This is a genomic window from Paenibacillus sp. FSL R10-2748 (assembly GCF_038005565.1).
Classification (GTDB): domain Bacteria; phylum Bacillota; class Bacilli; order Paenibacillales; family Paenibacillaceae; genus Paenibacillus; species Paenibacillus polymyxa_B.
Genome location: NZ_JBBOTK010000002.1, coordinates 261,613 through 283,540 on the forward strand (window position 1 = coordinate 261,613; position 21,928 = coordinate 283,540).

The window sequence follows — 21,928 nt, forward strand, 5'->3', positions numbered from 1 at the left end:
CATTCCTTCTCATTATTGTTTTTCTAAATGTCCAGCTCTTATCATTAAATCTTCATAACTTAAGTCCAAAGCGTATGAAAATTTTTTTATTGTATCTGGTTTAGGCGTTCCTCTCTTTCCAGTTTCAATTCTTGAAATTTGAGCAATACTAATTCCAGATAATTCTGACAACTCAATTAGGTTTAGACCTTTCTTTTTTCTGCGGTTTTTTAAATACACACCTAAAGTATTGGTCATTGAAAAGCCCCTCTCTTTCCCTACAGGCAAATAATACTACTTATTTTCCTTTTGGTAAAATTTATTTATCGCCGTTTTCCAGTATAAAATTAGCTAATACGCTTAATTTCATCTGTTTCCTTAATAACCCTAACTAAATATTTACCTCTAGGTAAAATGATGTTATTATGTTACCAATAAGAAAAAAGGTGGAGTTGTAGTGTCAAACGAACTTGGCATTTGGATTAAGCATGTACGTGATAGCAAGGGGCTAACATTAACGGATGTTTCAAAAATATCGGGGATAAGTATCGCCCAATTGTCAAGAATTGAGACGGGTAAACGAAATGTACCAAAACCTGATACGTTAAAGAAAATTTCTTCAGCTTTAGATATATCCTTTAATGAATTAATGATAATTGCTGGACACATCGACGTGAATGATGATGATGTATTAATCAAGATTGATGATCATGATTCGAATCTTTACCTTAACGAAAAAATTAAACAGGTAGCACGTTTACTTGTAGATGAAAACGGTAATTTTTTATCATTCCTTCATAAAGAATTGTATACAATTTTTAGTTCGATTGAGATTAATGATGAAACTAGAGCTTTTTACGAATTATATAAGAAAGGTTTAGTTGAATATGAAAACGATCCTGACACTCTTATAGAACTCACTCAAGATACTTTTAATTTAGTGTGCAACTTCGCTATTCTGAAAGATGTTATTTTAGAAAAATTAAATTTCGAACAAAAAGAATCGATTTTAAATGAGTTAACAAAGATATCTAAACGACATAATTTATCGAAATCTTCAAACTCAATTGAAGATGCTGCCAAGAAAATTTCATTAAACGATACTAAAGATTTAGAAAAATTCCTTAATCAACCTGAAATAAAGTTTAACGGAAAGTTAATAACAAATGAGTTGAAACAACGAATCTTAGGATATGCTGAAGCATTAATTGACCAAGAGAAAAAAGACCTCAAAAATGATTTCTAACGTTAAACAAAAAATCACTTCTACTTTTTAGGTTTATAGCTGAAAAGCTATTTCCTATACAAATAAAACCGAACATACATTCTAGAAAGGAGGATATATGGTTATTTTCTCAATCTATTAAGAGGAGAGTTTTAGTATGGCATCGTTTAAAAAATACAAAACAAAGACAAAAGGAACACTCTGGATGTTTAAAATTGATACCGGAGTCGATCCCAAAACAGGGAAGAGGACAAATACAACACGAAGAGGATTTGCTTCTAAATCCGAAGCTAAGTTGGCCGCTGATGAATTAGAGGTTCATTTACAAGATGGAACATTGATAAATGAGAGTAAAAACATTTTAATTAGTACATTTCTTGAAGACTGGGTAGAAATATATAAGAGAAAGACTGTAAGAAATAACACTTATAAACAACATAAAAATAATATAAAAAACCATCTAGTTCCAAACTTAGGATTCGAAAAAGTCACTAAATTAACCAATGCTCAATATCAAAATTTCATTAATGAAATGATTTCAAAACGTAGTAAAAGAACTGTTGAGATTATTCATACAACCATGTTGAGTGCTATGTATAAAGCTGTGGAATTAGAAGTAATTAAAAAAAATCCTTGTTCCAAAATTACTATACCTGATCCAAATATCAATAAACTTAAATCACCTGATACTTTGAAATACCTTACGAAAAAAGAAGTGTTTGATTTTTTAAATGCTGCCTTTGTAGACAATTGGAAATACTACATTTTTTTCAAAACTCTGATTGAAACTGGTCTAAGGAAGGGGGAAGCTCTCGCTTTGCAAAGAGATGATGTAAACATTGATGAAAAAAGGATTATAGTAAACAAAACATTAGTATATGATGAAATGAAATATGAAAATATTTTTTCTCCACCAAAAACAAACGCTTCAAACAGAAAAATCCTTATAACGGAAAATTTATCAAGAGAGCTGAAAAGCCACATAGTAAAACAAAAAGAAGACGAATTGCAACTTGATCAAGTAGACAGGAATGATTTTGGATTAGTTTTTAATCGGGGCGACGGACTACCATTTGCGAAATCAACTTTGCAACGGGCTTTTAAAAGGATATGCAAAAACGCAGGCATAGATAAGAGCATCACAATCCATGGACTAAGACATACTCACGCTGTTCTGATGCTGGAATCGGGAGCTAGTATGAAAGAGGTCCAAGAAAGATTAGGTCATGCATCTATAGAAGTCACTGCCGACATTTATGCTCATATTACTGAATTTATTGAGGTACGTAGCATAGATAATTATGCAGCTTATATGAACTATCCCCAAATCAATTAGTCGCGGTCAAAATCGCGGTCAAAGTAGAAAAGCCACTTACCCTTGAACTAAAAAGAAAAACCCTGACATGCTAGAAAAACCAGCAATGCCAAGGCTTTATGTCTTTTAATACAGCGTCAGATATTGATCACGTTCCCACTGATGAACCTGTGTGCGATACATATCCCATTCAATTTCCTTAAGCTCATAGAAGTAGGCCAGAGCATGGTCGCCCAGTGCGTCAGAGATAACTTCGCTCCGAATAAGTTCAGACAAAGCTTCTTTCAAGTCTGCAGGCAGACTTGGAATGCCTTCTTCAATCCGCTCTTCCTCAGACATCACGTAAATGTTACGATCAATCGGAGCTGGCAGAGCCAACTGACGTTTGATACCATCCAAACCGGCTCTCAGCATCACTGCCAAGGCCAAATAAGGATTCGCCGCCGGGTCAGGGTTACGAACTTCGACGCGAGTGCTCAGACCACGAGATGCGGGAATCCGAATCATTGGACTGCGATTGCTTGCAGACCAAGCCACATAACAAGGCGCTTCATAACCTGGTACGAGACGTTTGTAGGAATTTACCGTTGGATTCGTGATCGCTGCCATTGCACGTGCATGTTTAAGAATACCAGCCATATAGTGGCGGGCCGTCTGGCTTAATCCGAGTTCATCCGTTTCATCATAAAATACATTTTCATTATCCTTAAACAAGGATTGATTGCAGTGCATACCGGAGCCATTTACACCAAACAAAGGTTTTGGCATAAAGGTAGCATGCAAACCATGCTGACGAGCAATCGTCTTAACAACGAGCTTGAACGTTTGAATCTGGTCGGCAGCTTTAATTGCATCTGCATATTTAAAGTCAATCTCATGCTGACCAGGTGCAACTTCATGATGAGATGCTTCAATTTCGAAGCCCATCTCTTCAAGCTTAAGTACAATTTCACGACGGCAGTTTTCACCTAGATCCATCGGAGCCAGGTCAAAATACCCGCCTTGGTCATTCAGTTCTGTAGTTGGCTCGCCTTTTTCATCCGTTTTGAACAAGAAGAATTCAGGCTCTGGTCCGACATTCATCGAAGTATATCCCAACTCTTCTGCTTCCTTAAGTACACGTTTCAAGATACCCCGCGGGTCGCCTGCAAACGGAACTCCGTCCGGCTTGTAAATATCGCAGATCAAACGGGCTACACGATCCGAGGTTACCCAAGGGAATACAACCCAAGTGTCCAAATCCGGATATAAATACATATCAGATTCTTCAATACGCACATAACCTTCTATGGAAGAACCGTCAAACATCATTTTATTATCCAATGCTTTTTCCAGTTGACTAACCGGAATTTCAACGTTCTTAATAGTGCCCAGCAAATCTGTAAATTGCAAACGAATAAAACGAACATTTTCTTCTTTCGCAATCCGAAGGATATCTTCTCTGCTATAACTCACTCTAACCTCTCCCTTTCTGTAACGACTATATACGAATCGGTTGTTGTATAAATTACTTAAATGATGAGACCGGGTTTTAAAGTAAAGCGACCTTATGCCAAGAGGTAAGTCAAAGCATTATCTCTTATTGAAGAACCGTGATAATTCGCCTTGGATCAGGGATACCTGTCCTGGTCTTTTGCCTGCAACAAGTTGTTGTTTCAGCAAGCGGTGAAGCTGAGTATCGGACATTTCACGGCGTTTGACTTCCGTATCTGCAGTAATAACCGTAGCTTCCTCCGATTCCTTGGTAACCGGATTCATGACTTGTTTAATTCCCGCAATGTTAACACCCTTCTCGATCAACGCCTTAATTTCAAGCAGACGCTCTACGTCATTAAAAGAAAAAAGACGTTGGTTTCCCGATGTACGGGCAGGAACTATCAAGTTATGCTGTTCATAATAACGAATCTGACGTGCTGACAAGTCCGTTAGCTTCATGACAATACCTATTGGAAATAAGGCCATATTTCTGCGAATTTCGTCGCCCATTTGTCATCAACCTTCCAGTGATCTATTATTCACCTTATTGTACATTTAGCTGATGCAAAGTGTCAATGACATGTTAGAAAAACTCACAATAATTTACGTTCTTTCATCGTTTGCAGAGCCATAAGCACTCCAAATTTAACATGAGAGTAGGTTAAGCCCCCTTGCATGTAACCAATATAAGGCTCACGAATCGGAGCATCTGCGGATAGTTCCAAACTTCCCCCTTGTATGAACGTACCTGCAGCCATGATAACTGGATGCTCATAACCCGGCATATCCCACGGCTCCGGCACCACATGGCTATCCACGGCAGCCGCACGCTGAATGCCCTGTACAAAAGCAATTAGATGCTCTGGTCCACTAAAAGAAATAGCCTGAATCAAATCTGTACGCTCTTCATGCCAGGCAGGTTTGGTCTCAAATCCCATCTCCTCAAAGACCGCAGCTGCGAATACGCTCCCTTTAACCGCTTGCCCAACCAGTGTTGGAGCAAGGAATAGTCCCTGAAATATGCCTCGTGTAGTACCTAGCATGGCACCTACTTCTCCACCGATTCCAGGTGCAGTTAATCGGTAGGATGCTAGCTCTACATACTTTTGTTTGCCGGAGATATATCCACCCGTTTCTGCAATGCCACCACCGGGATTTTTAATCAACGAACCTGCCATCAAATCGACACCTACCTGAGTAGGTTCCAGCTTCTCGGTAAATTCACCGTAGCAATTGTCAACAAAGACAATGACGTCAGGTTTTATTTCCTTCACACGTGCTGTCATTTCTTCAATATCTGCTACACTAAACGAAGCTCTCCAATCATAACCGCGTGAACGCTGAATACCGATCACTTTGGTATTGGCATGGATCGCAGCCTCCACCGCTTCCCAGTCCACTTTACCTTCCTCTGTCAGTGCGGTTTCTCCATAAGTAACACCAAAATCCTGCAAAGATCCTGTTCCATCGCCGGGCTTACCAATCACTTTGTGGAGGGTATCATAAGGTCTCCCAGTAATGTACAACAGTTCATCCCCTGGACGCAGCACACCAAATAAAGCAGTGGCAATTGTATGAGTACCCGAGGCAAAATGCGGACGCACCAACGCTGCCTCCGCACCGAACACATCCGCATAGACTTCTTCCAGCACCTCACGTCCCCGGTCATTGTAAGCATATCCCGTAGAACCCGCAAAGTGAAAATCGCTCACTTGCTTCCGCTGAAATGCCTGAATTACCTTCCACTGATTTGAATCTACAATATGATCTATGTGCTGTATACGTTCTTGTATTTTATGTTCTGCCGTTTTCTGAATTTGCTGAATTTCTGGACTAAAAACTACCATTTACCTTCTTGACCCTCTCTCTTACGCAGCCTTAGGCTATTCATGTTATATTATTGTTCACTTTGAACGATGAGCATTATCATTTTATTGACCCAAAAACATCATTAGATGTTAACCTTCTGTGAAGTCGCTGAGTGCATGACCGTACTTTTCGTACTCGCCTCTTTGAATCTCAACCTCATAAATGACATCATTGCCATCATACTCTGTCAGCAGTACATCTCCGATTCGATAAAGCACCGAGGTTAAATCTCCACGTTCCGCGGGAATGCGAAATCTCAGCGTATCCCCACTCAGATGCTCTTGAATCAGTTCACGAATGCGCAGCAAATCCCCTTCATCAAAAGCACTAATTTTCAAATAGCCCTCCCCAGAAGGAAGCATTTCCAGTTGCTCAGGGGTACAGGCATCTTTTTTGTTAAATAATACGATCTGAGGCTTGTCCGCAGCCCCTAGCTGCTGCAAGATCGTCTCTACAACTTTCATCTGTTCGTCTCGCATATCCGAGGAAGCGTCCACGACATGCAAAATGAGATGAGCCTCATTCGCCTCCTCCAAAGTAGCCCGGAAGGAAGCAACCAAATCATGAGGAAGATTTTGGATAAAACCGACCGTATCCGTAAGAATAATTTCTTTTCCACTCGGTAGCTCCATTGTTCTGGAGGTAGGATCCAGCGTCGCAAACAGTTGGTTCTCAATATATACATCGGCTGCTGTCAGTTGCTTCAACAGCGTCGATTTGCCCGCATTGGTATAGCCAACAAGTGCGACCTGAACAATACCACTCTTTTGTCTGCGCTCCCTGTGCAAATACCGGTGACGAGTCACTTCCTCCAGTTGGCGTTTCAGATCACTGATTCGGTCACGAATATGACGACGGTCTGTCTCCAGCTTACTTTCACCAGGACCACGTGTTCCGATTCCGCCACCGAGACGCGAGAGATTTTTGCCATGTCCAGACAAACGGGGGAGTAAATATGACAACTGCGCCAGTTCAACCTGAATAATACCTTCCCGTGTTTTTGCACGTTGAGCAAAAATGTCCAGAATCAACTGTGTTCGGTCAATAATTTTGAGATCCAGACTTTCTTCCAGATTCCGTACTTGGGCCCCCGAGAGCTCCTGATCAAAAATAGCTGTATTCGCTCCCAATTCTTCAGCAACTGCACGCAATTCCTCTACTTTTCCTTTGCCAATAAACCATTTTGAATCCTTGGCTTCCTTATTCTGTGTCAGGACGCTCAGTACTTCAACTCCCGCTGTCTCAGCCAATTTCACCAGCTCATCCAACGAGTATTCCATATTGATGCCAGATCGTTTGACTTCATCCGTAATCAGACTGACCAGTACCGCCTTGTCCTGCATTTCAGTTTGTGTATCATGAGTGGAGTTCGCCATATTGTTTGCTCCTTTATTTTCATGTCAACTCTCGAACAGAGACCGACCTGATGTTCAGGCCGGCCCCCGTTCGATGTCATACCATTCGATGTGATTCAGATTCCTATTATCGCCTATCTTTTGTCCATTTTCAAATCCTCTGGACGCAGCGTCATCAATTCCTGCTTGCCGGGTTGCCCGCTCCGGTACTGATTGAGCAACCTGACAGCTTGGTGCCGAATCGCTTTTTCAATCACGTTACGAACATAGCGTGCATTACTAAATGCATGAAGACTGTCATTACGCTCGTTTAGCAAATGCTCCTTCATTTTAATTATGGACTGAGGCATGAGAATATAATCCCGCTCCTTGGCCATCAGCTCGGAAATTTGGATAAGCTGATCTACAGTATAATCAGGAAAATCCAACTGGATTGGAAAGCGAGAAGGAAGACCAGGATTCGTTCGTAAAAAAAAGTCCATTTCCCCCGAGTATCCAGCGAGAATCAAAATAAATTGATTTTTTTGATCTTCCATGGACTTTACCAAGGTATCAATCGCTTCTTTTCCAAAATCCTTTTCCCCTCCGCGTGCCAAACTGTAAGCCTCATCAATGAACAACACGCCGCCAAGAGATTTCTTTACCAGATCTCGCGTTTTCTGTGCAGTGTGCCCAATATACTCACCGACCAGATCAGCCCTCTCCACCTCAATCAGATGACCTTTGCTCAGTACCCCCATTTTTTGCAGCATTTTAGCGATAATGCGGGCTACTGTCGTTTTCCCCGTACCTGGATTTCCTTTGAAAATCATGTGATATACGTGTGCATTGCTCAACAATCCCGCATCCGTGCGCATATGGGCGATTTGCAAAAAGGCATATACCTCAAATACCAGGTCTTTGATGTTATCCAAGCCGACGAGATGATCGAGTTCTTTCTGAATTTCCTGATAAAGACTGAGATACTGCGGTAGCGCCTGTGACTTGGTTGAAGCCACTGCTTCCGTCTCGTCCACAGTCACCGAAGCTATCGGCTCCGGGCTACGCAGCACGACATTAATTTGTCTGGAAGGTCTCTCCTCCGACCGCTTGCCCGCGGCGATTCCCCGTCCGTTCATGCATCCATCACCTCAACATTTCTTCAGGCACAGCTTACCCTATTAATGTATTCGGTCTGGCATGTCCTTATTAGCATAAAAGCAACGGGAACGTGCACAAAGCCTTTTCTTAAATTCAGGCAACCCAAGTTTGAGCGCTGATCCACCACCGTTGCAGCGTCCATTTAGCGTATGCCAATACTTCTCTTGATTGATGAATTGGCATATTGAGCACTTTGGATTCCGTCAGAGCCATCTGAGGATGATCAAAATTCAAGAATTGAGCAATCTCCATCGCCCGAGGGCCATGATAGCTATGTGTAATGATCACGGTGGAGGTCCATCCATATTCCTTCATAATGCGCTGGCTATAGAGCAGATTTTCGTAAGTACTGGTCGCATGGTTTTCCAACACAATATGCTGTACAGGGACCCCTTTATCTACCAAATAGCGTTGCATGCCCTCAGCCTCCGTATACGGAAAATCTGGTTTATCCAGTCCCCCACTTACAATTAGACGCTGTACCGTCCCGTTGCGGTATAAGTGCAAGGCTTCTTCCAGCCTTTCCTTCAATCCAGGGCTGGGCTCAGCTCCCCACATAGAAGCACCTAGTACGATACCAATTTGCACTTGCTGGAGCGGAGTGGTAGAGGCAGCCGTATTCATGTTCCACACTCGGATACCTGCCCATACCAATCCGACCAAAATGAAAATCATCAAACAAAGTACAAGACGCTTGGATACCATAGATATTTTCTTAAGGCGACTCTGCCTGCTTTTCAACTCAGGACGTTTGGGCCCAGTGTCTTTAATCCACTGCAAAACTTTCACCGTTCTCTCTTGAAATCACCGTTGTGAAACCATTCTGCCCGGTGTTTCAGTGACATTTTAAAATAGGGGAACACGTGGGCGTCTATCTGATGTAACACATCAGCCGCTGTACGGTTAGCCAATTCTGCCTCTTGCGTTGAGATATGCCCCCGTTGTAACGCCTCCTCCAATTCATCCTCATCCACTAGAAAGATTTCACCGTTTTTAAGCACCACAACATCCAAATACAAATCGTCAAACCATGGGACTCCTTGATCGGTCACACCCTGATTACGGCAGGTGTCAATGTACCATTCAACGATCTGCTCCCGATTGTCAAACATAGCAGTCACCACATAGTGCTCACCTTTTGGGTAATATTGCAGCCAGGAATATCCTTTATCGGCTATGCAAAACGTATGACCACCGTAACTTTTCCATAACGGCTCCTTGAGACTCAAAATTGTATACAGGGTCACATATCCTGTAAACGCGTCACTTTCTACATACCGGCAAGCAAACTTGCGATTGGTGATTCTGCGCCAGTTGGCCCGGTCTCCGAATTTGCGCTTCATAATGATGTTCCTCTCCAACATTGGTAAAACCAGCTTACCATATTTAAACTGTACACTCAAAAAGAACCCCTTTAAAACAGCAAAAAAGGTATTCTCAGACCAGTTCACGGACTGAGAATACCTTTGATTTGAAACAAATTCAACTTGCATAAAGCAATACTTGCTAATTCCGATTGTGACGTCCACGATTGGAGTTCGAATGACCGTTGGAATTGCCTTCTTGAGTCCCATCCGTTGTGACTTCAGTCGTAGATGCATCCGTGTTTTCTGGATTTACCATAGTATCTTCATCAGAAATACCTGAATCCGGTGTAGTAGTCTGACCATTTCCCTGATTAGTATCGTTTCCATTGCCGGAATTGCCACTATTGTTACCTGTGCCGCCAGCACCATTCCCATTAGTATCCCCAGGAGATGCCGGAACCTGACCTGAGCCATTATTGTTATTGATACCGCCAGGAGTTGTATTTCCCTGATCTGTACCGTTTTGTCCGTCTGTAGCCCCGCCATTATCCGGTAAGGTTCCATTCTCGTTTGGATCAGTCCCTGGCTGTGGATCAACCGGAGTAGTCTCAGCCGGAATTTCCACACGGATCGTATTAGAAGCCTCGGATTCTTTACCATCCGCCCCATAAGCTACTACATAATATTCATACGTGTTTCCAGCTATAGGAGACGTGTCTTCACCACTCGTGCCCTTCATGGCCTCCATGATTGCCGTAAAGCCTGTATCGGAAGTCCCCTTGCGATACACGCGGTATTGTACATTATCCCCCGTAGCCGCAGTCCAGGATAACGATACAATTTGGGTGTCCTGACTATAAGACCCGCTCAGTCCGCTCGGAGCGGTAGCCTGAACCGGCTCTTCTGGCTTCTGCTCAACTGGTGGTTCATATCCCTTCGGCTCGCTGAATTGCGTAACCGGGTGTCCCTTGAGAGCTTCACCCATGACCCTTCCGAAAAAGGCTGCCGACTGCCCACTGTAGTTTCTCAGCATATGCTTGCTGTCCGGCTTGTCATAACCCATCCATACTGCTCCGGTATATTCCGGTGTATAACCGACAAACCAGATGTCCCGGTTACCACTGTTACCGCTAATCCCACTTTGGGTCGTACCCGTTTTACCAGCTACAGGCCAGTCAATACGTGCTTTGCGACCTGTACCGCTATTGACTACATTTTGCATCATTTGTGTCATTTCATAAGCCGTTTTTTCACTCATTACAGATTTAGTTTCCTCTTCATGAGTATAAACAACTTGATCATCACTATTGTTAATTTGCTTAATAGAATAAGCTTTTTGGAATTGTCCTTTATTGGCAAAAGCGCTGTACGCCTGCGCCATTTCAAGGGTATTCGTTCCTTTGCTTAATCCACCCAATGCGATAGCAAGTGAGTGATCATTTTTGTCCATCGGAATGCCTACGCTCTCGGCAAATTGAACCCCTTTTTCCACACCGATTTGGTTCAGCAACCATACAGGCGGAATATTTTCAGACTTCGTAATGGCGTCGAGCATGCTGATGGTCGACGAGTAACCATGCAAGTTTTTCGGACTGTATCCGTTAAAACTCTGGCGTTCGTTACTCAAAGGGGTATCCATCGTAAACTTACCGGATTCAAGAGCTGGCGCATAGGCTACAATCGGCTTAAAGGCCGATCCTGGCTGTCTGCGGCTCTGTGTCGCACGATTGAAGGTTCCCTTTTTGTAATCCCGTCCGGGTGCCATCGCGGCAATTCCACCTGTCTGGTTGTTAATAATGACCATCGAGGCTTGAACAGGCTGATCGTCCGGACTTTTTTCGAACATGTCATCATCTGCCATCGCCTGATCCAGCGCATTTTGAGCCTGGGCATCCATTGTGGTATGAATTTTATAACCACCAATAATCAGATCATTACCGCTAACTCCTGGCAACGCATCCTCTGCCTCATCCATGACGTATTCCATAAAATTTTGATACTTTTGAACTTTTTCCGGCTGTTTGTAATCGTAATTTACAGCCTTGGCCTCTTCCATCTCCTGCTTTCCAATCATTCCCTGCTCAAACATCAGCTGGAGAACCACAGCACGCCGGGCCTTTGAGTTTTCTGGGTTACTAATCGGATTATACTTGGATGGCCCTTTTGGAATAGCTGCCAGTGTAGCGACCTGCCACAATTTTAATTTATTCAAATCCGTTTGCCCAAAATAGCCTTCCGACGCTGCCTTAATTCCAGAATACGAGCGTCCAAACCAAATCCGGTTCAGGTAGAGTGTAATAATTTCATCTTTAGTCAAATTCCGCTCCAGCGCCATTGCGATGGATACCTCTGTCGCTTTACGGAAAAAGGTTTTGTCACGTGTCAAAAACAAGTTTTTGGCCAGCTGCTGAGTCAGCGTACTGCCACCCTCCACTGCCGAACGGGCCACGATATCCTTAACGGCTGCCCGGCCGATAGACCAAATATCAACCCCTTGATGCTCCATAAAACGCTTATCCTCGGTTGCGATAAATGCTTTTTTGAGCAGCGGTGGAATTTCTTCACTTTTGACAGGATCGCTTTTTTGCACAGACAACTCACCCATGAGCACACCGTTGCGGTCATAAACCTTCGATGTCTCGTTCACTGTAATTTTGTCCTTGTTGGCTTTGTAAATTTTTTCGCCATTAACCATGACAAATAAGTATCCACCAAGTGCGCAAAATATGGCTAACGCCGCTGTAATAAATAGCGTCCACCCCACTCGCTTACCTGTTATTTTCTTTTTCTTGCCCTTCGGCTTCTCTTTAGATGTGTTTCTATTGCGATTGCCGGATCTGGACAATGAATCGTTTGGCATTCCCCTGACTCCCTTTCGCGAATAATCATATGATACCTAACATAAGCCTTAAAGCTTGCTGTCGGCAGCATGAAAGTAAACGGAATGAAAAGAACAACCCTGATCAGGTTGCTCCCGGTCACATTCCTATACAGTTAGACGAGACGGGCGCCTGAAAAGTTTCATGAACCCGGGCGACCGTCAAGCCGTAATCAGTTATCGCTAGCGTTATCCTGTTGCTGTACAAGCGATACATTGCGTTGCGGTGTAAAGGTGGAGATGGCATGCTTGTAAATCAGCTGTTGCTTTCCATCCGAGTCGATAACAATCGTAAAATTGTCAAATGCTTTAATCGTCCCTCGCACCTGAAATCCATTGATGAGGTATACCGTTACAGGTATAGAATCCTTGCGCAATTGATTCAGAAACGTATCTTGGATATTAATGGACTTGTTCATTTTAGCCGTACCCCCAATAATCATTTGGATTGTTTTGAAGTATATTCAAGGTCTGTCCGGAACTTTCCTGCTATAATTTCGTGTATTCGGGCTGCATGAGCAGAAAAATTTCCGAAATCAGTGACATCTACCCACTGGATATCCTTCATATGGCGAAACCACGAGAGCTGTCGCTTCGCAAAATGACGCGTATCCCGTTTTAGCCAAGTCACCGCCTCTTCCAAAGACACTTCTCCCCGCAGGTAGGAGGATATCTCTTTATAGCCTAGACCTTGCATGGAGATGGCATCGCTTCGCACTCCCCGTTCCATTAAGGAGGTTACCTCAGCAACAAGCCCTTGATCGAGCATCCCGTCAATTCGGTCTTCAATACGTTTATATAGCATTTGCCTATCCATTGTCAAACCTACAATGCAGAGTTGGTAGGGAGATTCCTTTTTTTGACTGGCAAGTTGAGAGCTTAGTGTCGTTCCGCTAACATGGTAAATTTCGAGTGCCCGAACGACACGACGACGATCATTAGGATGCAAACGAAGTGCACTTTCGGGATCAACCCCCTGTAGTCGCGCATGAAGCGCCTCAGCTCCAAACTGTTCGGCATAGTCAAGCTGTTCCTGACGAAAAGCTTCGTCAGCCCCTACCTCGGAAAACTGGTATTCATAGCAGACTGATTCTACATATAAACCTGTTCCGCCTACGATAAACGGTAGCTTTCCTCTAGATTGAATATCAGGTATGAGACGACGACAGTCTTCCTGAAATTGGGCTACTGAATATGGGTATTCTGGCTCATGAATATCAATTAAATGGTGCTTGATTCCTTCCATTTCCTGTTCGGAAATTTTGGCGGTTCCAACGTCCATACGACGGTATACCTGCATGGAATCCCCGGAAATAATTTCTGCGTCAAATTGTCGAGCCATCTCGATGCTTAGTTTCGTCTTGCCAACCGCAGTCGGGCCAACAAGAACAAGTAGTTTAGGCTTAGGTGCCACTGTCAATATCAATCACTCCGTACACTGTTTTCGTTGTGCCCCGCTGCTCCACACGGAAGCCGAGGCGGGCAAATTCCCCGCTACCCCGTTTTTCTTTTAATACAATTGTTTTTCGTGCAATCCGTTTCGCATGAATAATACTTTCCTCACTCAACGCGTCTGGGTTAGCCAGCCCTCTCAATGGACCGATTGCGCTGGAATCGAGCAACGGATCACGGAACATAGGGTCAAAGTAAATAATATCTATACTGCGATCCGGCAAACTACGCAAATAGTCCAAATGATGACCAAAACGAACGTCAATGTTGGAAAAGGCCTGATCTACTTCAGCGTTGCCGGAACGGTAATGCCTCATTCCATCCTTGATTAAAGCATAGACGGGGAAAGAACTCTCCACAGCCGTGACTTGTCCAGAGCTTCCCGTTCCAATTGAAAATAGAAGAGAATCCGTACCAAGTCCTGCGGTGCAATCCAGCACAATATCACCCGGGACGATCCGGGCAGCCGTCAACATCGGGTCAGGTTCACCCTTTAATACTCGTTTGGCGCGAATGAAGCCCATACTCGGGTGAAAAACCATCGGTGATTGTTCTGGACTAATCAGCCTCACTCCGCCCTGCACCAGAACCAACGCTTGACGGACTCTGTGAGCCGCAATTAGCTTAGCTACCGATATGCCACGACGAGGAGCATACAGCACCCCTAACTCGGCTGCAAGCAGCTTCGCTCGCTCCATAACCTCTGCCGAGGGGGAATCCCCTGTCGTGACCAGTAATTCGACTTGCTTCTCCCGTAGCCTCGACCGCTCTTCTTCTTCACGGTTTTCCCGATCCTGCAACATATATATACTCCCTTACATTACTCTTTTAAACAGCTTCTCTAAATCATATGTGGAAAAGGAAACCACAATAGGTCGCCCATGAGGGCAAGTATATGGTTGTTTGCACGCTGCCAAACGCTCTAGCAGCACAATAGCCTGTTGGTCAGTCAGCTTCTGGTTTGCCTTAATCGAAGCCCGGCAGGAGCACATGATCGAGGCCGCTTCCCGCAGCTTAGCAAGATCAATGGCTCTTTCCTCCAGCACCCATCCGGCCATTTCCTCAATGACATCCGCTTCTTCCCCTTGGGGAAGCCAGTACGGGTAAGAGCTGACACGGAAGGTTTGACCGCCAAAATGCTCCAAATACACCCCCGCCTGTTCAAACCAGTGCAGCCTTGTTTTCAACTTTTCCGTCTCGGAAGGCGTAAAATCCAGTGTAATTGGCAGTAGCAGTTCCTGCGATACTGACGCAGGATTGCCGAATTTTTCATAATAAAATTCATAATTCACCCGTTCATGTGCGGCATGTTGATCTATTAAATACAAGCCCTGGTCGTTCTGCGCAATCAGATATGTTCCATGGTGCTGACCGATTAAATTCAGTTCAGGAAAAGTGGGCAACTCTGGAGCTTCTCCCGACACCGTTGCCAATTGCTCGGCATCTAGACGTTGCTGGCGCGGCTTCTGATCTGCGAAATGACGGGAATCCGTAGCGTGTCCCACAATCGGTGGCATAGAAGATGGGTAAGCAGCAGAAGCAGCCGTTTCCTGTATCCCTCCACTGTATAAGGAAGATGTGCCTATTGCGGCATTATCTCCTTCGGACGACTGTACAGTCACTCCATCAGGGAGCGGCACGTCCCCTCTAACTTCACTCCCGCTGTTTTCTTCTACAAAATCTGCATCCAGTTCATCATCACTAATACTTTTACCTGAAAGGTTGTTTGCCCGTCCAATGGCTGAGAGGCTATCCCTGCTCGGACGTTGCTCACGCTCCTGGCTACCTCTGTTATTCTCTTCGTTTCTGTTCAAGTAATTGGATTGGCGTGGTACCTGGCTCTCCGGCGAAGTCACGGAAAGTGGCAGTGCTCCCCCCCGGTCTTTGCCGGAAGAAGCATCCCCTTCCGCACTATTTCCCTTCGAGAAGTGAAACTGCTCCTGCACAAACGAGCCACTGTCCTTGCCACCGATCTCGCGCTTGACTGCCTTCGGAATCAGCACTTGCTGCCCTAAAACAGCTTTTACCGAATCTTCAACCAGCTGAAACAGTTCAGTTTCTTTGCTGAACCTTACCTCCAGCTTGGCGGGATGAACGTTAACATCCACCAAAGAAGGATGCATTTCCAGTTGGATCACAGCCAGCGGAAAACGATTGATCGGCAACAAGGTATGATACGCCTTGAGCAACGCCTGATTAAGCCCGTAGCTTCGCACAAAACGTCCATTCACTACCGTCGAGATCGCATTTCGATTTGATCTCGTCCACTCTGGACGGCTGACATAGCCGCTAATTCGGTAATCGAGGCTCTCTCCTTCCAGCAGCAGCATGGATTTCGCAGCAGAAGTTCCGTAAATAGCGGCAATCACCTGCAGCAAATCACCATTACCCAGCGTTTGCAGCAATGTATTGCCATTATGCCGCAATGTGAAGGCTACTTCTGGATGCGAAAGCGCCATTCGATACAATACATCCGAAATGTGTCCCAGCTCGGTCTGGATTGTTTTCATATATTTCAGCCGTGCAGGTGTATTATAAAACAGCTCCCGTACGGTAAAATCCGTCCCTTGTCTACTAGCAGCATCCTCGTGAAGCAACAGCTTACCGCCCTCAATCACTAATTTACGGGCACGTCCGTCATCTCCGGCTGCTGTAAGCAACTCTACTTTCGATACAGCCGCAATACTTGGCAACGCCTCTCCTCGGAAGCCGAGACTTGTGATCTGAAACAGGTCGCGACCATGTCCAATTTTGCTTGTCGCGTGCCGATAGAATGCCGTTTCCACATCTTCTGGCTCAATGCCACTTCCATTATCCGTCACCCGGATACTTTGCAGGCCGCCCTCTTCTACCCATACGTCCACCCGCGTGCCGCCTGCATCAATCGCATTTTCCACCAGCTCCTTCACGACGGAGGCTGGACGTTCTACGACCTCACCGGCAGCAATCTGGTTCGCAATATGTTCATCCAGTACCCGAATTTTAGACATCCTTTTAACCTCCTCCTGACTTCAAAGTGTGATGAAAAATAAGAATAATGTCACTTATTTTAACTACAGGCCATTAGCCTTGTTTTTAAGATCATTTAATAGCTGCATTGCCTGTAAAGGAGTCATATTCATGACATCAGCATTTTTCACTTTGCGCAAAATTTGGCGCACAATCGGATTAGCCTCTACTGTCTCTGCGTGTGACTTGGAGGAGGCAAGCTCCTGCTCTCCGAAAATGGACAGCTGTACCACTTCGGTTGCTCCTTGCTCCAACGTGCTGGAAGTTTCCACCGTCTGCAGATTATCTTTTTTTATCAGGGTGGCCTGCTGTGATAAAGACTGAGCTGATGATGCAGTTTCTCCGCTTTCTCGCAATGTCTGGCCTGAATTATATTCGGTCAAAGAAGAAATATTTTCTGCCCCTGAAACTGTACGAAGATCAGTCCCTTCCTTCCCTCCTACTACTGTCTCAGTACCTGCCGTTACTTGAGCCGCTGCCTGTTCAAAACCATTCAGCAGTCCATTCGCTCGCTCAATAATGTTATTGGGCAAGCCTGCAAGCCGAGCACAATAAATACCATAGCTACTGCTAGCCGCTCCCGGTATGAGCTTGCGCAAGAAATTCACCTTGTCGCCGCTTTCCTGCACGGCCATAGAGTAATTTCGCAGCGAAGACAGGCCTTGCTCCAAATGCGCCAGCTCATGGAAATGCGTGGATACCAGCGCCTTACAGCCGATCGTGTCATGGACAAATTCGATGACTGCCTGTGCAATTGCCATTCCTTCACTGGTGGACGTACCTCGTCCCAGTTCATCAATAATGATCAAGCTTCGCGGAGTTGCCTTGTCCGTCATTACTTGGATATCTGCCATTTCGACCATAAACGTACTCTGCCCGCCGATGAGATCATCCGCCGCGCCGATCCGTGTGAAAATGCGATCCAGCATTGGCACCTTGGCACGTGCAGCAGGGACAAAGCAGCCAATTTGAGCCATAATTGCAATAAGTGCAACCTGACGCATATACGTACTTTTCCCAGCCATGTTCGGCCCAGTGATAAGTAGAATATGCGCATCGGCTTCCTCCAACACCGTGCTGTTTGCGATAAAACCGCCATCTTTCATTACAGCTTCCACCACGGGATGGCGACCCTGCTCCACTACGAAATCATATCCTGTAGTCAGCTCAGGTTTCACGAATCCCCGTTCCGAGCTAACCGAAGCCAGCGACTGATACACGTCAATTTCAGCCACTTGTTCTGCCAGCTTTTGCAAACGTGGAATTTCAGCGTTCAGTTTACTGCGAAGCTCGGAGAAAAGCGTGTACTCCAGATCAACCATTTTATCCTCGGCTTCCAGAATTAGAGATTCCTTTTCCTTCAACTCCGGTGTAATATACCGTTCCGCATTCGCCAACGTCTGTTTGCGTTCATATCGACCTTCTGGTAATGAAGCCAAATTGGATTTGGTCACCTCGATATAATAACCAAATACTTTGTTGTATCCAATCTTAAGTGACCGAATGCCGGTTGCTGCACGTTCCTTGGCCTCTAGCTCAGCGATCCAACGCTTACCGTTCACACTCGCCTCGCGCAGTTCGTCCAGACGCTGATGGTAGCCTTCCTTAATAAGACCTCCATCCCTTACGGAAATCGGCGGTTCATCCGCCACCGCTTCCTCAATCAACGCACACAGGTCTGTACAGCTATCCAGCGTTTGTGCAATTCGTCTCAGCGTCTTCGAAGGAGATTCAACGCACAATTCGCGTAAAGACGGAATTCGGGCCAGCGACAGCTTGAGAGCGATCAGATCACGTGCATTAGCACTACCAAAGGCGATCCGCCCAACTAGACGCTCCAGATCGTAAATCTCTTTAAGCTGAGCACGTACATCCTCTCGGAAAATAAATTGGTGGTATAGCTTGTCCACCGCCTCCAAGCGCTCCTCAATAAGATTGCTGCTCAACAGCGGCTTGTCAATCCAACGACGCAACAGACGCGCTCCCATGGAAGTCTCTGTGCGATCCAACAGCCACAGCAGCGAGCCTTTCTTTGAGCGTTCACGTACCGTCTCCACCAGTTCCAGATTCCTGCGGGTAAATGGATCCAGAATCATAAAATGGTTTGGCTCATATACCGAGATTTGGGTCAATTGGCCTAACGATCTTTTTTGCGTTTCATTCAAATAGGAAATCAGGCGCGATACGCACCGTCTACGTTCCTCCGTAAGCCTTGCCCATGTGGCTTCGCCAAATTGATCCCGAACCAGATCATCCTTGGATTTGTCCCAAGCCGTATACACAACGCGCCGTCCAACGGGGGACATACGGGATGTCACAAAATCGAGCAGATGACCATCCCCCAACATTTCGGAAGGCTCATAAATGTTAATTTCATCTAGTAGCCATTCTTTCGAATCAGGCACAGAGGTCACATACAATTCACCTGTTGACAAGTCGCACGCCGCAAGTGCCAGCATCCCGTCCGTCTCTGTGACACATACCATATAGTTGTTGGATTTGTCACCCAGCACCTTGCCTTCCATTACCGTACCCGGGGTCACAACGCGGACAATATCCCGCCGCACCATCCCCTTCGTAGCTGAGGCTTCCTCCATTTGCTCACAGATGGCCACTTTATAACCCTTCTCAATGAGGCGCTGTATGTAATTTTCCGCTGAATGATAAGGCACGCCGCACATCGGAATTTTTTCCGTGGCGCCACCCTCACGACCCGTAAGTGTAATTTCCAGCTCCTTGGATGCAAGAATTGCATCATCGAAAAACATCTCGTAAAAATCTCCCAGGCGGAAAAACAAAAATGCATCTTTGGCCTGCTCTTTTATGGATAAATATTGCTCTATCATCGGTGTATATTTGGACATACCGTTTACTAACCCCCACACTTTGTTCCGTTTAAACTTATAATTATCTCTCATTATATCAAAAATGACAGTCGATAACATGAAACCATTCCTGGTGTCGACACTTCATTTTACGTAAGCTTCCAATACGGGCGCAAATCCCGTGATTCATCCCACTGTTTCCCCTTGCGGAGGCTGTCCAGCAATGGCGCTACATAAGCTTCATATTGCGAGTATATTTCCAGTGAAACCATGTCCAAAATAAGAGGTTCCATATACTCTTTAAGGACAAGTTGATTTCCTTCATAAAAGGCTCTGTGAGCCTCCTCCTCACCCAGCGGCCTACGTTGCAAACGCGGATATTGAGAGGCAATGAGAAACGCCATTCCAATCACACCTTTCGCCAGCTGTGGCGAGATAAGAAAACTGGGCAGTGTACGATATTCAAAGCCTCCATACGACTGACGGCGAAAATCACCTAAATTGCCATAATGCGGTCTGCGCCGAGTCGCACGCTTGTCTTCCAGTAGCGCCAAAGGCAGTGCCAAATAGTTATCTAGTGCCCGAAGCAAGGCACCGTTTAGCGAAACCCCGCTGAAATGCAGATGTCCGCCCAGCGGAAAACCCGGTTGCGGCATCCCCCCTGCCTGCCAGATGAGTGTGTGGTCGGCAATGCGCCGGGCTGCTGTTGCAAAAGCTTGACGCAGGTGCTTCAGCAGATGGGCCGGATCTCCACTCGGCGCAGGGCGAAGCTCAGCGACTGGATACAGTGTTCGTCCTCGACGAGTAACAGCATCGCAGCCGGCTATGCCGAGACGACCCAAATATCTTGAGGCCGGAACGACCCGTCCCTCGGGCATACGAACCAGCACAAATTCAGGGTCCATTCCGATGAGCAGTCGATCTCTTCCTCGTTGCGCTGAAAGATTCTCACTCTCAACATCCCCTTCGCGCGCAGCAATTTCATATAATGTGGCCAAACGTCCATCGTTCAGCCATGGCTGTGCCGAGATTTCGCGCACCTGACAGCTGCGCTCCCCCAGCGGCGTCAGTACCACCTCACCACTGTCCAAACCCAGGGTGTACAACGCTCGTACAGCCAGCCGCTCCATCCGGACATAGAGCGGTGAATGTTGATCCAGTTCAGACAGATCGTATGCGCGGACTTTGGAAGGGCCTTCGATGGCACGTCTACGAATTTCCAACACTCGCAGTAGATGGATTTGCACCGCGTAGCCTATCGCAAAATCTGCTATACTGCTATCCATCCACTGCACCGCTATGCCTGAACGCTCCAGTCTACGCTTTTTTTCATCATTTGGCATCTGTCTGAAGCGTATGAGCGCCTGTCCCGGCTGCTGCATCATATTCCCCCCTACGGACTACGTACGGATTTCAACCCAATTTCAACCCACAATAACAAAAAAGGAGGGCCTTTGCCCCCTGCGCAGAATCAGCCGGCGCAAAGAGTAAAGCGGCCCTCTTTTTGGTTACTTCTGTCAGAGCTCGTCGTCAATGAGGTCGGGGTCGAGCTCCTCATAGTCCCCCTCTTCCGCTCCAAAATCAAAGTCTTTGTCAAAATCATCGCTGCTACCATTCGGGAATACTTCTACAACAATCTTCGTTTCCGCCACCAGCTCCACCGCAAATTCCCGCTCGACCCGGATCATTACGCTGCCACCTCCAGAAGACACACTGGCCTCGACGCAACTCGGCTCCTGTGTAGCTTCGGCGGATACTTCCACTGTAGACGCCCGGTGCTTCGGATCAAGATACGAGAGCGGCACATTTTCCACGTACGACACCGTTTCCTTGGCCACATCGGTCTGCGAGTTTTTATCGTACGAGTACCAAATATTGATATCATACGTCCCGACGACCTCAATGCCGTCCCCCGCCGCCACAGCTTCATACTGGTGGTTAATAATCCATGCCCCTAAAATGCTCGTCGGATTATTCGGCGGAGTTACGGTATGGGTTACGGTAGAGAATCTGCGACCTTTACCACAGATCGCTTTGGTAATAATCTCTCTACGATTTTTATGACTTAATGCCATTCTTGAACCTCCTCCATACAATC

18 protein-coding genes are annotated in these 21,928 nt (G+C 45.7%); 2 read left to right on the forward strand and 16 right to left on the reverse strand.

Annotation, left to right across the window (positions count from 1 at the left end):
* Window positions 1-12 precede the first annotated feature (12 nt).
* On the reverse strand, window positions 13-237 hold the full coding sequence (locus NSS66_RS07735; protein WP_103048823.1) for a helix-turn-helix domain-containing protein: 225 nt from the start codon (window positions 235-237) through the stop codon (window positions 13-15).
* A gap of 199 nt (window positions 238-436) precedes the next feature.
* Between NSS66_RS07735 and NSS66_RS07740 the strand changes: the two genes are divergently transcribed.
* Both NSS66_RS07740 and NSS66_RS07745 read left to right on the forward strand, forming a co-directional pair.
* Window positions 437-1,225: a helix-turn-helix domain-containing protein gene (locus NSS66_RS07740; RefSeq protein WP_340958719.1), complete on the forward strand. Its 789-nt coding sequence runs from the start codon at window positions 437-439 to the stop codon at window positions 1,223-1,225.
* Between the two features lie 136 nt (window positions 1,226-1,361).
* Window positions 1,362-2,540 (forward strand): site-specific integrase, encoded by a 1,179-nt coding sequence (locus tag NSS66_RS07745; RefSeq protein WP_340958721.1) that lies wholly within the window; start codon window positions 1,362-1,364, stop codon window positions 2,538-2,540.
* Between the two features lie 105 nt (window positions 2,541-2,645).
* On the opposite strand, the gene glnA is transcribed toward NSS66_RS07745, so the two are convergent.
* The 15 genes from glnA to NSS66_RS07820 form a co-directional block, all read right to left on the reverse strand.
* Window positions 2,646-3,974 carry a type I glutamate--ammonia ligase gene (gene glnA / locus NSS66_RS07750; protein WP_013310575.1) on the reverse strand — a complete coding sequence of 443 codons (1,329 nt, stop codon included), beginning with the start codon at window positions 3,972-3,974 and terminating at the stop codon, window positions 2,646-2,648.
* Window positions 3,975-4,091: 117 nt separating this feature from the next.
* Window positions 4,092-4,505: a MerR family transcriptional regulator gene (locus NSS66_RS07755; RefSeq protein WP_007430683.1), complete on the reverse strand. Its 414-nt coding sequence runs from the start codon at window positions 4,503-4,505 to the stop codon at window positions 4,092-4,094.
* A gap of 83 nt (window positions 4,506-4,588) precedes the next feature.
* Window positions 4,589-5,842, reverse strand: coding sequence for a methionine gamma-lyase family protein (locus tag NSS66_RS07760; RefSeq protein WP_279832932.1), 1,254 nt, complete (start codon window positions 5,840-5,842; stop codon window positions 4,589-4,591).
* Between the two features lie 111 nt (window positions 5,843-5,953).
* Window positions 5,954-7,240, reverse strand: a complete 1,287-nt coding sequence (hflX, locus tag NSS66_RS07765) for a GTPase HflX (RefSeq protein WP_279832930.1) — start codon at window positions 7,238-7,240, stop codon at window positions 5,954-5,956.
* A 113-nt stretch (window positions 7,241-7,353) separates the two neighbouring features.
* Complete coding sequence (locus NSS66_RS07770; protein WP_071558585.1) at window positions 7,354-8,337, reverse strand: AAA family ATPase; 984 nt, start codon at window positions 8,335-8,337, stop codon at window positions 7,354-7,356.
* Between the two features lie 115 nt (window positions 8,338-8,452).
* A complete protein-coding gene (locus tag NSS66_RS07775; RefSeq protein WP_023989041.1) occupies window positions 8,453-9,148 on the reverse strand; it encodes a YdcF family protein in 696 nt (231 codons plus the stop codon).
* Entirely contained in the window at window positions 9,145-9,702 is a 558-nt protein-coding gene (locus NSS66_RS07780; protein WP_013310580.1) for a DUF402 domain-containing protein, read from the reverse strand. Before NSS66_RS07780 ends, NSS66_RS07775 begins: the two co-directional genes overlap by 4 nt.
* 163 nt (window positions 9,703-9,865) lie before the next feature.
* Window positions 9,866-12,526, reverse strand: coding sequence for a PBP1A family penicillin-binding protein (locus NSS66_RS07785; protein WP_340958722.1), 2,661 nt, complete (start codon window positions 12,524-12,526; stop codon window positions 9,866-9,868).
* Between the two features lie 191 nt (window positions 12,527-12,717).
* Complete coding sequence (hfq, locus tag NSS66_RS07790) at window positions 12,718-12,963, reverse strand: RNA chaperone Hfq (protein WP_023989043.1); 246 nt, start codon at window positions 12,961-12,963, stop codon at window positions 12,718-12,720.
* Between the two features lie 20 nt (window positions 12,964-12,983).
* Window positions 12,984-13,964, reverse strand: coding sequence for a tRNA (adenosine(37)-N6)-dimethylallyltransferase MiaA (gene miaA / locus NSS66_RS07795; protein WP_340958723.1), 981 nt, complete (start codon window positions 13,962-13,964; stop codon window positions 12,984-12,986).
* The gene (locus NSS66_RS07800; RefSeq protein WP_028540709.1) at window positions 13,948-14,799 is read right to left on the reverse strand and encodes a class I SAM-dependent methyltransferase; all 852 of its coding nucleotides are present in this window, start codon (window positions 14,797-14,799) and stop codon (window positions 13,948-13,950) included. The genes miaA and NSS66_RS07800 overlap by 17 nt, the downstream gene beginning before the upstream one ends.
* 12 nt (window positions 14,800-14,811) lie before the next feature.
* Window positions 14,812-16,986 carry a DNA mismatch repair endonuclease MutL gene (gene mutL / locus NSS66_RS07805; RefSeq protein WP_340958724.1) on the reverse strand — a complete coding sequence of 725 codons (2,175 nt, stop codon included), beginning with the start codon at window positions 16,984-16,986 and terminating at the stop codon, window positions 14,812-14,814.
* A gap of 63 nt (window positions 16,987-17,049) precedes the next feature.
* Window positions 17,050-19,869: a DNA mismatch repair protein MutS gene (mutS, locus tag NSS66_RS07810; RefSeq protein ID WP_340958725.1), complete on the reverse strand. Its 2,820-nt coding sequence runs from the start codon at window positions 19,867-19,869 to the stop codon at window positions 17,050-17,052.
* A gap of 110 nt (window positions 19,870-19,979) precedes the next feature.
* Entirely contained in the window at window positions 19,980-21,215 is a 1,236-nt protein-coding gene (locus NSS66_RS07815; RefSeq protein WP_075154364.1) for a putative amidoligase domain-containing protein, read from the reverse strand.
* Between the two features lie 132 nt (window positions 21,216-21,347).
* The gene (locus tag NSS66_RS07820; protein ID WP_013310588.1) at window positions 21,348-21,905 is read right to left on the reverse strand and encodes an outer spore coat protein CotE; all 558 of its coding nucleotides are present in this window, start codon (window positions 21,903-21,905) and stop codon (window positions 21,348-21,350) included.
* Window positions 21,906-21,928 lie beyond the last annotated feature (23 nt).

Excerpts from the sequence above, each read along its gene's own strand:
- hfq (WP_023989043.1), bottom strand. The coding sequence starts at position 12,963 with ATGAACAAGTCCATTAATATCCAAGATACGTTTCTGAATCAATTGCGC.
- NSS66_RS07760 (WP_279832932.1), bottom strand. The coding sequence starts at position 5,842 with ATGGTAGTTTTTAGTCCAGAAATTCAGCAAATTCAGAAAACGGCAGAA.
- NSS66_RS07735 (WP_103048823.1), bottom strand. The coding sequence starts at position 237 with ATGACCAATACTTTAGGTGTGTATTTAAAAAACCGCAGAAAAAAGAAA.
- hflX (WP_279832930.1), bottom strand. The coding sequence starts at position 7,240 with ATGGCGAACTCCACTCATGATACACAAACTGAAATGCAGGACAAGGCG.
- mutL (WP_340958724.1), bottom strand. The coding sequence starts at position 16,986 with ATGTCTAAAATTCGGGTACTGGATGAACATATTGCGAACCAGATTGCT.
- NSS66_RS07785 (WP_340958722.1), bottom strand. The coding sequence starts at position 12,526 with ATGCCAAACGATTCATTGTCCAGATCCGGCAATCGCAATAGAAACACA.
- NSS66_RS07770 (WP_071558585.1), bottom strand. The coding sequence starts at position 8,337 with ATGAACGGACGGGGAATCGCCGCGGGCAAGCGGTCGGAGGAGAGACCT.
- NSS66_RS07815 (WP_075154364.1), bottom strand. The coding sequence starts at position 21,215 with ATGATGCAGCAGCCGGGACAGGCGCTCATACGCTTCAGACAGATGCCA.
- NSS66_RS07820 (WP_013310588.1), bottom strand. The coding sequence starts at position 21,905 with ATGGCATTAAGTCATAAAAATCGTAGAGAGATTATTACCAAAGCGATC.
- NSS66_RS07755 (WP_007430683.1), bottom strand. The coding sequence starts at position 4,505 with ATGGGCGACGAAATTCGCAGAAATATGGCCTTATTTCCAATAGGTATT.
- NSS66_RS07745 (WP_340958721.1), top strand. The coding sequence starts at position 1,362 with ATGGCATCGTTTAAAAAATACAAAACAAAGACAAAAGGAACACTCTGG.
- mutS (WP_340958725.1), bottom strand. The coding sequence starts at position 19,869 with ATGTCCAAATATACACCGATGATAGAGCAATATTTATCCATAAAAGAG.
- NSS66_RS07780 (WP_013310580.1), bottom strand. The coding sequence starts at position 9,702 with ATGAAGCGCAAATTCGGAGACCGGGCCAACTGGCGCAGAATCACCAAT.
- NSS66_RS07800 (WP_028540709.1), bottom strand. The coding sequence starts at position 14,799 with ATGTTGCAGGATCGGGAAAACCGTGAAGAAGAAGAGCGGTCGAGGCTA.